Consider the following 12,032-nt stretch of genomic DNA (forward strand, 5'->3'; position numbering starts at 1 on the left):
CTCAGCCCCCGGCGATAACCTGAAACAGCAGGATCTGGTCGCCTTCGCTCACCTGCTGATGTTCCCACTGCTCACGCGGCAGGATCTGTTGATTAAGCGCCAGCGCCGTTCCCGGCTTGAGCTGGCGCAGCTTCTCGAGCAGCGCGGCAACGGTGAGACCGTCATCGCATTTCATCGGCTCATCATTAAACAGAATGCGCATTGCGGCCTCCGCACACCGGACAGTGGCTGGCGCGGTGCAGTGCCAGATGACGCCAGCCGCTGGAGCGGGCATCAAACAGCCGCAGCGTATTGCGCTCTGTTTCCATACCGCTGAGCAATTTAATGGCTTCCAGCGCCTGCAGGGTCCCCATCACGCCTACCACCGGGCCCAGTATGCCCGCGGTGCGGCAGTTGCGCTCCGGCTCGGCATCATCCGGCCACAGGCAGCGATAACAGCCCTGCGCCCAGGGCGGGGTCAGCACCATCATCTGCCCGCCGAAACCGACCGCACTGGCGGTGATAAGCGGCGTATTCTGTGCCACGCAGGCGGCGTTAATGGCCTGGCGGGTCGCCATATTGTCGGTGCAGTCCAGCACCGCATCAGCAAGGGCGACTTCGCGCTGCAGAGTGTCGCCGTGGAGCCGCTCCTGGTGCGCGATGAGCGTGATGTCCGGATTCAACTGCTTCAGCCTTTTGCGGGTGATTTGCGCTTTGGGCTGGTTAACATCCTCCGTGGTGAAGAGGATTTGTCGCTGCAGGTTACTGATATGAACCTCGTCGTCATCGGCCAGAACCAGCGTGCCCACGCCCGCGCCTGCCAGATAGAGCGCGGCAGGAGCGCCTAATCCGCCCAGACCAACAATCAGGACCCGGCTGGCGAGCAGCTTTTGCTGCCCGTCAATGGCGATATCCTCCAGCAGGATCTGGCGGCTGTAGCGCATAAAATCACGATCATTCATCGCCTGCTCCTGCCAGCTTTAACAGCTGTGCGGTGGCGGCCTGCCAGTCTGCCGCCTGGGTAATGGCGCTGACGACAGCGATACTGCCGACACCGGTATCCAGCACGGCAGGAGCGCGTTCCAGGCTGATCCCACCGATCGCGACGGTAGGGTAATCGGCAAGGCGTTTAACGTGCGCCGCCAGCTGCGTCAGCCCCTGTGGGGCAGAGGGCATCTGTTTGGTCTGCGTCGGAAAAACATGGCCAAGTGCGATGTACGAAGGGCGAGCCGCCAGCGCCACGCCGATCTCCATGTCGTCGTGTGTTGACACCCCCAGTCTTAATCCAGCGTCCCGGATAGCGCTCAGGTCCGTTGTTTCCAGGTCCTCCTGACCCAGATGCACACCGTACGCCTGGTGCTTAACGGCCAGTCGCCAGTAGTCGTTGATAAACAGGCGCGCGTCGTAGCGACGCCCCAGCGCGATGGCGGCGACCACATCGGCCTCCACCTCGTCATCACGTTTATCCTTGATGCGCAGCTGGATTGTGCGAACGCCGCACGCCAGCAGGCGTTCGATCCACGCTACGCTGTCCACCACCGGATAGAGCCCTAAACGGAAGGGAACGGAGGGGAAATCAGGCTGATACATTACGCCTCCTCTTTTTTGAGGTAGATTTCGCCGCCCTTCGCGCGGAAGGTTTCTGACATATCCGCCATACCCACTTCAATGGTTTGCGCGGCGGCGTAGTCACGGACTTCCTGGCTGATTTTCATCGAGCAGAATTTTGGCCCGCACATGGAGCAGAAATGCGCCACTTTGCCCGACTCCTGCGGCAGGGTTTCATCGTGATACGCGCGGGCAGTGAAAGGATCGAGCGCCAGGTTGAACTGGTCTTCCCAGCGGAATTCAAAGCGCGCCTTCGACATGGCGTTGTCGCGGATTTGCGCGCCAGGGTGGCCTTTGGCCAGATCCGCGGCGTGAGCGGCGATTTTGTAGGTGATCAGCCCCTGCTTCACATCCTCTTTGTTGGGCAGGCCGAGGTGCTCTTTCGGCGTCACATAGCAGAGCATGGCGCAGCCGAACCAGCCGATCATCGCCGCACCAATCCCGGAGGTGAAGTGGTCATAGCCCGGAGCGATATCCGTGGTCAACGGCCCCAGGGTATAGAACGGCGCTTCGTGGCAGTGCTCCAGCTCTTCGGTCATGTTGCGGCGGATCATCTGCATTGGCACGTGTCCCGGGCCTTCAATCATCACCTGCACGTCATACTCCCAGGCGATTTTGGTCAGCTCACCCAGGGTATGTAGTTCGGCAAACTGCGCTTCGTCGTTGGCATCACGAATGGAGCCCGGACGCAGGCCGTCGCCCAGCGACAGGGAGACATCGTACGCGGCACAGATTTCACAGATCTCGCGGAAGTGTTCGTAGAGGAAGTTTTCTTTATGGTGCGACAGGCACCATTTGGCCATGATAGAGCCGCCGCGCGAGACAATACCGGTCAGACGCTTCGCCGTCATCGGCACGTAGCGCAGCAGCACGCCCGCGTGAATGGTGAAGTAGTCGACTCCCTGTTCCGCCTGCTCCAGCAGCGTGTCGCGGAAGGCTTCCCAGGTGAGGTCTTCGGCAATACCGTTCACCTTCTCCAGTGCCTGATAAACGGGCACCGTTCCGATAGGCACCGGGCTATTGCGCAGGATCCACTCGCGGGTTTCGTGGATGTAACGCCCGGTGGAGAGATCCATCACCGTGTCCGCGCCCCAGCGTGTCGACCAGACCAGTTTTTCCACCTCTTCTTCAATGGAGGAGGTCACGGCCGAGTTGCCGATATTGGCGTTGACCTTCACCAGAAAGTTGCGGCCAATGATCATTGGTTCAGATTCCGGGTGATTGATGTTGGCAGGGATAATCGCGCGGCCAGCGGCCACTTCATCACGCACAAACTCCGGCGTGATGTTTTCCGGCAGACGTGCCCCGAAGCCTTCTCCCGGATGCTGGTGGCGTAACACCTCGCTGCGGATACGCTCGCGACCCATGTTTTCACGAATGGCGATAAACTCCATCTCCGGCGTAACGATGCCCTGGCGGGCATAGTGCAGTTGGGTAACGCATTTACCCGCTTTCGCGCGTTTCGGCGTCAGCAACCCGGTGAAGCGCAGCTCATCAAGACCATCGTCCGCCAGACGCGCTTTGGTGTACGCCGAGCTGCGGTCAGAGAGCTCTTCGCAGTCGTTACGCGCGTCAATCCACGGCTGGCGCAATTTCGCCAGCCCCTGCTGAACGTTAATGGCAACCGCAGGATCGCCGTACGGACCGGAAGTGTCATACACCGGAACGGCTTCGTTATCTTCATACTGCGGGTGCGCTTTGCTGCCACCGATAAGGGTCGGGCTAAGCTGGATTTCACGCATTGGCACGCGGATATCCGCCTGTGAACCGGTGATGTAAATGCGTTTTGAGTTCGGGAAAGCGGTGCCTTCCAGAGTGTCGATGAAGTGTTGGGCTTGTGCGCGCTGTTCGCGGCGGGTCAGTTTTGTTGTAGACATAGCTCATTCCAAAAGTGAAGGACATGGCTTGTCAGACGACGGATGAAGCAAGAGAGGATCGCCCTGGGGGCGATACAACAGCAGTGTGACTCTTGTTCCCTTCGCAGGTATTAGCCTGATCAGGTTCCGCGGATCCCGAATTAACGGTCTCAGCCCGTGCTTGCACACTGGGCACTCCGACAAGAAAAATCCCCCTCCGCAGAGGGGCGAATGGTTGTAAATTACTCGTTAACGATTAAGAACTCAAGCAGGTCGCGCGACGTTATCTTCGTGGCTCACATCCAGGCCGTGATCCAGGGCGAGGGCGATCAGCTTATCTTCCAGCGTGAATCGCTCTTCCAGCGCTTCGCCGAGGTCGGAAAGCGCCTGCTGAAACTCAAGATAGTTATCGTGATCGATAGCGTTCTCAAGCGTGGAATCGTAGTAATCCATGATCTGCTGGGTGTTAGCTTCCAGCAGCGGATAGAGTTTGCTGGCTGCTAAATACGGTGTAGTCCCTTCCATTTCGCGGATAATGCGTTCATAAATATTGAAATGGCCGTCGGACAGATAGTCGACCAGGCTCTGACAAAAATCATCCAGCGCTTTTTCATTCAACCGCATAAACGATTCTTTGCCAGGCTTAATACCGACCAGATTGTAATAAGCCACGAGTAGATGCTTGCGCACATGTAGCCAGCGATCCACCAGTTTGTTACTTCCTCTAACGCGCTCAGTCAGGCTCTCTAGCTGGTTTAACATGGTTGACTCCGCAAGGTTGAGAATTGAATCTGCTTATCCAAAATGTAACCACAATGCTAACAACATGTCAGTGAAGCGAAGGTAGTGCAATAGATATGGATCGTATTATTGAAAAATCAGATCTGGGTTGGTGGATCGTCAGTCACGAACAAAAATTATGGTTGCCTGCCGGGGAAATACCCTATGGCGCAGCAGAAAAATTCGATCTTGTCGGCCTGCCCGCGCTGAAGATCGGGGAATGGCAGGGTGAACCCGTGTGGTTGATCCAACAGCCACGCCGCAATGACATGGGATCGGTTCGTCAGGTGCTGGATCAGGATGTGGGTTTGTTCCAGCTGGCGGGCCGGGGTGTGCAGCTGGCTGAGTTTTACCGTTCGCATAAGTACTGCGGCTACTGTGGTCACACCATGCACCCCAGTAAAACCGAGTGGGCGATGCTCTGCAGCCACTGCCGTGAGCGTTACTACCCGCAAATTGCGCCGTGCATTATCGTCGCTATCCGTCGTGACGATTCCATCCTGCTGGCGCAGCATACCCGCCACCGCAATGGCATTCATACCGTGCTGGCCGGGTTCGTCGAGGTGGGCGAAACGCTGGAACAGGCGGTGGCGCGTGAAGTGATGGAAGAGAGCGGGATTAAGGTTAAAAACCTGCGCTATGTTACCTCCCAGCCGTGGCCGTTCCCGCAGTCGCTGATGACGGCCTTTATGGCCGATTATGACAGCGGCGAGATTGTCATCGACCAGAAAGAGTTGCTGGAGGCGAACTGGTATCGCTATGACGATTTGCCGCTGCTGCCACCCCCAGGCACCGTCGCCCGTCGGCTGATAGAAGATACCGTAGCAATGTGTCGGGCTGATGCTGAGTGACATGTTACACTGAGGCCATGACGCTTAAGGAACTGCAAAAATGACCGAACTGAAAAACGATCGTTATCTGCGTGCGCTGCTGCGCCAGCCCGTTGATGTCACCCCGGTGTGGATGATGCGCCAGGCGGGACGCTATTTGCCAGAGTACAAAGCCACGCGTGCGCAGGCGGGCGATTTTATGTCGCTGTGCAAAAATGCCGAGCTGGCGTGTGAAGTCACGCTCCAGCCGCTGCGCCGCTTCCCGCTGGATGCCGCCATTCTCTTTTCGGACATTCTGACCATTCCGGATGCGATGGGCCTTGGGCTCTATTTCGAAACCGGCGAAGGCCCGCGTTTCACTTCCCCAATCAAAAGCAGAGCGGATGTTGATAAGCTGCCCGTTCCCGATCCTGAACAGGAGCTGGGCTATGTGATGAATGCCGTGCGCACCATTCGTCGTGAACTGAAAGGCGAAGTCCCGCTGATTGGCTTCTCCGGCAGTCCGTGGACGCTGGCGACCTATATGGTTGAAGGCGGTAGCAGTAAAGCCTTTACCGTAATCAAAAAGATGATGTATGCCGAGCCGCTGGCCCTGCATGCGCTACTCGATAAGCTGGCGAAAAGCGTCACCCTCTATCTGAACGCGCAGATCAAAGCGGGTGCGCAGTCGGTGATGATTTTCGATACCTGGGGCGGCGTGCTGACCGGGCGCGATTATCAGCAATTTTCGCTCTACTACATGCACAAAATCGTTGATGGCCTGCTGCGTGAAAATGAAGGCCGCCGTGTGCCGGTCACGCTGTTCACCAAAGGCGGCGGTCAGTGGCTGGAAGCCATGGCGGCGACTGGCTGCGATGCGCTGGGTCTCGACTGGACCACCGATATCGCCGACGCGCGCCGTCGCGTGGGTGACAAAGTGGCGCTGCAGGGCAATATGGATCCGTCCATGCTCTACGCGCAGCCTGCCCGTATTGAAGAAGAGGTGGCGTCTATTCTGGCTGGCTTTGGCCAGGGGGAAGGGCACGTGTTTAACCTCGGGCACGGTATCCATCAGGACGTTCCGCCAGAGCACGCTGGCGCGTTTGTGGAGGCGGTGCACCGACTTTCTGCGCAATATCACAAATAAGGAGTGGTTATGGATCTCGCGTCATTACGCGCTCAACAGATAGAACTGGCTTCATCCGTGATCCGCGAGGATCGTCTGGATAAGGATCCCCCGCAGTATATAGGCGGTGCGGATGTCGGGTTTGAGCAGGGCGGTGAAGTGACGCGAGCGGCGATGGTGCTGCTGAAGTATCCCTCACTTGAGCTGGTGGAGTACAAAGTGGCGCGTATCGCCACCACCATGCCGTACATACCGGGCTTTCTCTCCTTCCGTGAATACCCCGCGCTGCTCGCAGCGTGGGAGCAACTCTCGCAAAAACCCGATCTGCTGTTTGTTGATGGACACGGTATCTCTCACCCGCGTCGCTTAGGCGTTGCCAGCCACTTTGGTCTGCTGGTGGATGTACCCACCATCGGTGTGGCCAAAAAACGCCTGTGCGGTGCATTTGAGCCGCTCTCCGCCGAGCCGGGCGCGCTGGCGCCGCTTATCGATAAGGGTGAGCAACTGGCATGGGTCTGGCGCAGTAAAGCGCGCTGTAACCCGCTGTTTATCGCAACCGGGCACCGTGTGAGCATGGACAGCGCCCTGGCCTGGGTGCAGCGTTGTATGAAGGGTTACCGTTTACCTGAGCCCACGCGCTGGGCAGATGCGGTGGCCTCTGCTCGTCCGGCTTTTGTTCGTTGGCAGGAAATTCAGTGATGAATCAGGTAAACTGCGGCTAATTTTCGATTCGAGATCTCATCATGCTACAAAACCCGATTCACCTGCGCCTTGAGAAGCTGGAAAGCTGGCAGCACGTCACCTTTATGGCTTGCCTGTGCGAGCGCATGTATCCGAACTACGCCGCGTTCTGCAAGCAGACGGAGTTTGGTGATGGCCATATTTATCGCCGGATCCTCGACCTCATCTGGGAAACGCTGACGGTCAAAGACGCAAAGGTGAACTTCGACTCTCAGCTGGAAAAGCTCGAAGAGGCTATTCCGGTGGCGGATGATTTTGATCTGTACGGTGTCTATCCGGCAATTGATGCCTGCGTAGCGTTAAGCGAACTGATTCACTCTCGTCTGAGCGGTGAAACGCTGGAGCACGCTATTGAAGTCAGTAAGGCATCCATTACGACCGTAGCGATGCTGGAAATGACCCAGGCAGGCCGTGAAATGACCGACGAAGAGCTGCGGGCTAACCCTGCTGTTGAACAGGAATGGGATATTCAGTGGGAGATTTTCCGCCTGCTGGCAGAGTGTGAAGAACGCGATATTGAGCTGATAAAAGGGCTGCGTGCGGACTTGCGTGAGGCCGGCGAGAGTAATATTGGTATAATTTTTAACCAATGAGACAACAAAACGTGATTTAACGCCTGTTTTGTCGCACCTCGACTCTTCCCTTCTGCCCCCCGTCTGGTCTACATTTGGGGGGCGAAAAAAAGTGGCTATCGGTGCGTGTATGCAGGAGAGTGCTATTTTGGCATTTTCGTCGCACTCGATGCTTAGCAAGCGATAAACACATTGAAAGGATAACTTATGAACAAGACTCAACTGATTGATGTAATTGCGGACAAGGCTGATCTGTCTAAAGTGCAGGCTAAAGCTGCTCTGGAATCTACCCTGGCTGCTATTACTGAGTCTCTGAAAGAAGGCGATGCTGTACAACTGGTTGGTTTCGGTACCTTCAAAGTGAACCACCGCGCTGAGCGTACTGGCCGCAACCCGCAGACCGGTAAAGAAATCAAAATCGCCGCAGCTAACGTGCCGGCATTTGTTTCTGGTAAAGCACTGAAAGACGCAGTTAAGTAAGACGCGTGGCAGTGAACAGTTTTAACGAAGGGGCGGCAACGCCCCTTTTGTCATTCTGGCGTGGCGCGCTCGCGCTGGCGGGCGTGTTACTGCTTTCCGCCTGTAGCCATGACACCTCTTTACCACCGTTTACCGCCAGCGGTTACGCTGACAACCAGGGAGCGGTGAGGATCTGGCGTAAAGATTCTGGCGGTGAAGTGCATCTGCTTTCCGCTTTTAGCCCGTGGCATAACGGCAATACATCGACCGCAGAGTATCGCTGGCAGGGAGACGACCTGTCATTCATCGAACTCAATATCTACGGCAAAACCCCCGAACATGTAAAAGTGCGGTTTGATGACCACGGCGAGCTGAGCTTTATGCAGCGTGAAGTCAACGGTCAAAAACAGCAACTCTCCAGCGATCAGGTTGCTCTCTATCGTTATCGTGCCGGACAAATCCGTCAGACCAGCGATGCGCTGCGTCAGGGACGCGTGGTGCTGCGTCAGGGGCGCTGGCATACCGATGGTACGGTCACTACCTGCGAAGGGCAGACAGTCAAACCTGATCTTGAATCCTGGGCAACCGAACATATTCAGCGCCGTCAGCGTCATTCATCGATGGAAGTGAGTGTGGCGTGGCTTGAAGCGCCTGAAGGCTCTCAGCTGTTGCTGGTGGCGAACGAAGATTTCTGCACCTGGCAGCCGACAGAAAAGAGTTTTTGACGTAAATCCCCTCTCCCTTGAGGGAGAGGGTTAGGATGAGGGGGGATTACTCCCCCTGCTCACGTGCAATCGCACGATAGCCGATATCCTGACGGCTAAAGCTACCGTTCCAGTGGATATCCGCCATCAGGGCATAAGCGCGCTTCTGCGCTTCGGCAACGGTATGGCCCAGCGCGGTGGCACACAGCACGCGACCACCATTGGTCAGTACGCGATCGTCGTCTGCCAGTTTCGTTCCGGCGTGGAACACCTTGGCACCTTCGGTTTCTTCCAGCGGCAGGCCATGGATCTCATCTCCGGTGTTGTAGTGGCCAGGATAACCGCCCGCAGCAATCACCACGCCCAGAGACGCGCGTTCGTCCCACTCTGAGGTTTTCTCATCCAGCTTGCCGTCGCATGCGGCCAGGCACAGCTCCACCAGGTCAGATTTCATGCGCAGCATGATGGGCTGAGTTTCTGGATCGCCGAAGCGGCAGTTAAATTCGATCACCTTCGGATTGCCCTGCTTGTCAATCATCAGGCCCGCATAGAGGAAACCGGTGTAAGTGTTACCCTCGGCAGCCATTCCTTTTACGGTTGGCCAGATGATTCGGTCCATGGTGCGCTGATGCACTTCATCCGTCACCACAGGGGCAGGAGAGTAAGCGCCCATACCGCCGGTATTCGGCCCGGTATCCGCATTGCCCACGCGCTTATGGTCCTGGCTGGTGGCCATCGGCAGAACGTGTTCGCCATCCACCATCACGATAAAGCTCGCCTCTTCGCCATCAAGGAACTCTTCAATCACGATGCGGTGGCCTGCGTCGCCAAAGGCATTGCCTGCCAGCATATCCTGTACGGCTGCTTCGGCTTCTTCGAGCGTCATCGCGACGATAACACCTTTACCGGCAGCCAGACCGTCGGCTTTAATCACAATCGGCGCGCCTTTTTCACGTAAGTAAGCCAGCGCGGGCTCGACTTCGGTGAAGTTCTGGTATTCCGCCGTCGGGATGTTATGACGCGCAAGGAAATCCTTGGTAAAGGCTTTAGACCCTTCCAGTTGTGCTGCGCCTTCCGTCGGGCCGAAGATTTTCAGACCTGCGGCACGGAACGCGTCAACGACGCCAATCACCAGTGGCGCTTCCGGGCCGACGATGGTGAGATCGATTTTCTCGTTCTGGGCAAAGCTCAGCAGCGCGGGGATATCGGTCACGCCGATGGCGACGTTCTGCAGCGCAGGTTCCAGCGCCGTACCCGCATTACCCGGAGCCACAAAAACGGTTTCAACCAGCGGAGACTGCGCCGCTTTCCACGCCAGCGCGTGCTCGCGCCCGCCGTTACCAATCACTAATACTTTCATTTTCTGCTCCGGGAATTAATGACGGAAGTGACGCATATCGGTGAAGATCATCGCAATGCCGTGTTCGTCGGCAGCGGCAATGACTTCGTCGTCACGGATAGAACCGCCAGGCTGGATCACACAGGTGATACCCACAGCGGCGGCCGCATCAATACCGTCACGGAACGGGAAGAAGGCGTCAGACGCCATGGCAGAACCTTTTACTTCCAGGCCTTCGTCGCCTGCTTTGATACCGGCAATTTTCGCAGAGTAAACGCGGCTCATCTGGCCTGCACCTATCCCGATGGTCATGTTCTCTTTGGCATAGACAATGGCGTTGGATTTCACGAACTTCGCCACTTTCCAGCAGAACAGCGCATCACGCAGTTCCTGTTCGGTTGGCTGACGTTTGGTGACGACGCGCAGGTCAGCGGCTGTCACCATGCCCAAATCGCGATCCTGAACCAGCAGCCCACCATTTACACGTTTGAAATCAAGACCCGGCACGCGCTCTGCCCACTGGCCGCAAACCAGCACGCGCACGTTCTGTTTCGCGGCGGTGATTTTCAGCGCTTCTTCAGACGCAGATGGCGCGATGATCACTTCAACAAACTGGCGAGAGATAATGGCCTGCGCGGTTTCGGCATCCAGTTCACGGTTAAACGCGATAATGCCGCCGAAGGCAGAGGTTGGGTCAGTTTTATAGGCGCGATCGTAAGCGTCCAGGATAGAAGTACTGACCGCTACGCCGCAGGGGTTCGCGTGCTTCACAATAACGCAGGCAGGTTCATTGAACTCTTTCACACACTCCAGTGCGGCATCGGTATCGGCAATATTGTTATAAGAGAGCGCTTTGCCCTGAACCTGCTGGGCGGTAGCGACAGAAGCTTCTTTTACCTCTTCTTCTATATAGAAGGCTGCCTGCTGGTGGCTGTTCTCGCCATAACGCATATCCTGCTTCTTGATGAAGTTCAGGTTCAGCGTGCGTGGGAAGCGGCCGGAAGGATCTTTGCTTTCGCCGTGGTAAGCCGGCACCAGGCTACCGAAGTAGTTGGCGATCATGCTGTCGTACGCGGCGGTGTGTTCGAATGCCTTAATCGCGAGGTCGAAACGGGTGTCCAGAGTCAGTGACCCTTCGTTCGCATCCATTTCATTAATAATGGCGGAGTAGTCGCTGCTCTTCACCACAATGGCCACGTCTTTATGGTTCTTGGCCGCGGAGCGCACCATCGTCGGTCCGCCGATATCAATATTCTCTACGGCGTCTTCCAGAGAGCAGCCTTCACGCGCCACGGTCTGGGCGAACGGATAAAGGTTAACGACAACCATATCAATTGGCGCGATATCATGCTGTTCCATAATGGCATCATCCTGACCGCGACGACCCAGAATGCCGCCGTGGACTTTCGGGTGCAGGGTTTTGACGCGTCCATCCATCATTTCCGGGAAACCGGTGTAATTGGACACTTCGGTTACCGGCAGACCTTTATCTGCTAACAGGCGTGCGGTACCACCTGTGGACAGCAGCTCTACACCACGTGCAGAAAGTGCCTGAGCGAATTCGACGATACCGGCTTTATCAGAAACACTGAGCAGAGCGCGGCGGACTGGACGACGTTGTTGCATGGTAAATCCCCTGGATTTCACGATTACAGAGAGCGTTAGATGAATTTTCCAGCGAAAAACTCATCTAACACACCTGACGAGGCATCCTTGTTAAGCGCGAGCATTTTAACGAAAACGTTTGCGCAACGCTCGCGAATTTTCACTTTTTCGCATCGCTGTGGATAACTCTGTGTGTAAAAAGGTATAAGGCGGGGTTTTGCTGGGGAATGCAGCAGTCAGTCATTTTTCTGTCATTTAGCGGTTGCGGCCTGCGGAGAACTCCCTATAATGCGCCTCCATCGACACGGCGGATGTGAATCACTTCACAAACAACCCGGTCGGTTGAGGAGAAAAAATCCTGAAATTCAGGGTTGACTCTGAAAGAGGAAAGCGTAATATACGCCACCTCGCGACAGAGCGCTGAAGCGCGTCGCAACTGCTCTTTAACAATTTA

The 12,032-nt window shown here is 56.4% G+C and carries 13 protein-coding genes and 1 riboswitch; of the genes, 6 read left to right on the top strand and 7 right to left on the bottom strand.

Translation table 11 applies throughout. The features are described from left to right. Position 1: 1 nt before the first annotated feature. The 5 genes from thiS to ACOTX3_RS04870 all read right to left on the bottom strand — a co-directional run bounded on the left by thiS (position 2) and on the right by ACOTX3_RS04870 (position 4,205). Entirely contained in the window at positions 2 to 202 is a 201-nt protein-coding gene (gene thiS, locus ACOTX3_RS04850) for a sulfur carrier protein ThiS (RefSeq protein ID WP_013095009.1), read from the bottom strand. Further along, on the bottom strand, positions 186 to 941 hold the full coding sequence (locus ACOTX3_RS04855; protein ID WP_013095010.1) for a HesA/MoeB/ThiF family protein: 756 nt from the start codon (positions 939 to 941) through the stop codon (positions 186 to 188). Before ACOTX3_RS04855 ends, thiS begins: the two co-directional genes overlap by 17 nt. Continuing rightward, entirely contained in the window at positions 934 to 1,569 is a 636-nt protein-coding gene (gene thiE / locus ACOTX3_RS04860) for a thiamine phosphate synthase (protein ID WP_058661700.1), read from the bottom strand. Before thiE ends, ACOTX3_RS04855 begins: the two co-directional genes overlap by 8 nt. After that, positions 1,569 to 3,464 (bottom strand): phosphomethylpyrimidine synthase ThiC, encoded by a 1,896-nt coding sequence (gene thiC, locus ACOTX3_RS04865; protein WP_020684620.1) that lies wholly within the window; start codon positions 3,462 to 3,464, stop codon positions 1,569 to 1,571. The genes thiE and thiC overlap by 1 nt, the downstream gene beginning before the upstream one ends. Positions 3,465 to 3,543: 79 nt before the next feature. Further along, positions 3,544 to 3,653: riboswitch (TPP riboswitch) on the bottom strand. Between the two features lie 54 nt (positions 3,654 to 3,707). Continuing rightward, positions 3,708 to 4,205: an Rsd/AlgQ family anti-sigma factor gene (locus ACOTX3_RS04870; RefSeq protein ID WP_013095013.1), complete on the bottom strand. Its 498-nt coding sequence runs from the start codon at positions 4,203 to 4,205 to the stop codon at positions 3,708 to 3,710. Positions 4,206 to 4,300: 95 nt separating this feature from the next. On the opposite strand from ACOTX3_RS04870, the gene nudC reads away from it, so the two are divergent. The 6 genes from nudC to ACOTX3_RS04900 all read left to right on the top strand — a co-directional run bounded on the left by nudC (position 4,301) and on the right by ACOTX3_RS04900 (position 8,655). Next, positions 4,301 to 5,074, top strand: a complete 774-nt coding sequence (nudC, locus tag ACOTX3_RS04875; protein WP_013095014.1) for an NAD(+) diphosphatase — start codon at positions 4,301 to 4,303, stop codon at positions 5,072 to 5,074. Between the two features lie 40 nt (positions 5,075 to 5,114). Then, a complete protein-coding gene (hemE, locus tag ACOTX3_RS04880) occupies positions 5,115 to 6,179 on the top strand; it encodes a uroporphyrinogen decarboxylase (RefSeq protein WP_038418433.1) in 1,065 nt (354 codons plus the stop codon). 9 nt (positions 6,180 to 6,188) lie between these two features. Next, the gene (gene nfi, locus ACOTX3_RS04885; RefSeq protein ID WP_013095016.1) at positions 6,189 to 6,857 is read left to right on the top strand and encodes a deoxyribonuclease V; all 669 of its coding nucleotides are present in this window, start codon (positions 6,189 to 6,191) and stop codon (positions 6,855 to 6,857) included. Positions 6,858 to 6,901: 44 nt separating this feature from the next. Beyond that, the gene (locus ACOTX3_RS04890; protein ID WP_013095017.1) at positions 6,902 to 7,492 is read left to right on the top strand and encodes a YjaG family protein; all 591 of its coding nucleotides are present in this window, start codon (positions 6,902 to 6,904) and stop codon (positions 7,490 to 7,492) included. A gap of 186 nt (positions 7,493 to 7,678) precedes the next feature. Next, on the top strand, positions 7,679 to 7,951 hold the full coding sequence (hupA, locus tag ACOTX3_RS04895) for a nucleoid-associated protein HU-alpha (protein WP_002445246.1): 273 nt from the start codon (positions 7,679 to 7,681) through the stop codon (positions 7,949 to 7,951). An 11-nt stretch (positions 7,952 to 7,962) separates the two neighbouring features. Further along, on the top strand, positions 7,963 to 8,655 hold the full coding sequence (locus tag ACOTX3_RS04900; protein WP_023621286.1) for a DUF1481 domain-containing protein: 693 nt from the start codon (positions 7,963 to 7,965) through the stop codon (positions 8,653 to 8,655). Positions 8,656 to 8,701: 46 nt separating this feature from the next. On the opposite strand, the gene purD is transcribed toward ACOTX3_RS04900, so the two are convergent. Both purD and purH read right to left on the bottom strand, forming a co-directional pair. Then, positions 8,702 to 9,994: a phosphoribosylamine--glycine ligase gene (gene purD, locus ACOTX3_RS04905; RefSeq protein ID WP_013095019.1), complete on the bottom strand. Its 1,293-nt coding sequence runs from the start codon at positions 9,992 to 9,994 to the stop codon at positions 8,702 to 8,704. A 15-nt stretch (positions 9,995 to 10,009) separates the two neighbouring features. Further along, positions 10,010 to 11,599 (bottom strand): bifunctional phosphoribosylaminoimidazolecarboxamide formyltransferase/IMP cyclohydrolase, encoded by a 1,590-nt coding sequence (purH, locus tag ACOTX3_RS04910; protein ID WP_058679397.1) that lies wholly within the window; start codon positions 11,597 to 11,599, stop codon positions 10,010 to 10,012. Positions 11,600 to 12,032: the final 433 nt, after the last annotated feature.

It is taken from the genome of Enterobacter cloacae complex sp. IR5384 (assembly GCF_049237265.1).
GTDB classification, from domain to species: Bacteria; Pseudomonadota; Gammaproteobacteria; order Enterobacterales; family Enterobacteriaceae; genus Enterobacter; species Enterobacter cloacae.

What these genes read in the sequence shown, in the direction of transcription:
- hupA (WP_002445246.1), top strand. Translation starts at nt 7,679, where the DNA reads ATGAACAAGACTCAACTGATTGATGTAATTGCGGACAAGGCTGATCTG.
- ACOTX3_RS04890 (WP_013095017.1), top strand. Translation starts at nt 6,902, where the DNA reads ATGCTACAAAACCCGATTCACCTGCGCCTTGAGAAGCTGGAAAGCTGG.
- ACOTX3_RS04855 (WP_013095010.1), bottom strand. Translation starts at nt 941, where the DNA reads ATGAATGATCGTGATTTTATGCGCTACAGCCGCCAGATCCTGCTGGAG.
- nudC (WP_013095014.1), top strand. Translation starts at nt 4,301, where the DNA reads ATGGATCGTATTATTGAAAAATCAGATCTGGGTTGGTGGATCGTCAGT.
- thiS (WP_013095009.1), bottom strand. Translation starts at nt 202, where the DNA reads ATGCGCATTCTGTTTAATGATGAGCCGATGAAATGCGATGACGGTCTC.
- thiC (WP_020684620.1), bottom strand. Translation starts at nt 3,464, where the DNA reads ATGTCTACAACAAAACTGACCCGCCGCGAACAGCGCGCACAAGCCCAA.
- purD (WP_013095019.1), bottom strand. Translation starts at nt 9,994, where the DNA reads ATGAAAGTATTAGTGATTGGTAACGGCGGGCGCGAGCACGCGCTGGCG.
- thiE (WP_058661700.1), bottom strand. Translation starts at nt 1,569, where the DNA reads ATGTATCAGCCTGATTTCCCCTCCGTTCCCTTCCGTTTAGGGCTCTAT.
- purH (WP_058679397.1), bottom strand. Translation starts at nt 11,599, where the DNA reads ATGCAACAACGTCGTCCAGTCCGCCGCGCTCTGCTCAGTGTTTCTGAT.
- nfi (WP_013095016.1), top strand. Translation starts at nt 6,189, where the DNA reads ATGGATCTCGCGTCATTACGCGCTCAACAGATAGAACTGGCTTCATCC.
- ACOTX3_RS04870 (WP_013095013.1), bottom strand. Translation starts at nt 4,205, where the DNA reads ATGTTAAACCAGCTAGAGAGCCTGACTGAGCGCGTTAGAGGAAGTAAC.
- hemE (WP_038418433.1), top strand. Translation starts at nt 5,115, where the DNA reads ATGACCGAACTGAAAAACGATCGTTATCTGCGTGCGCTGCTGCGCCAG.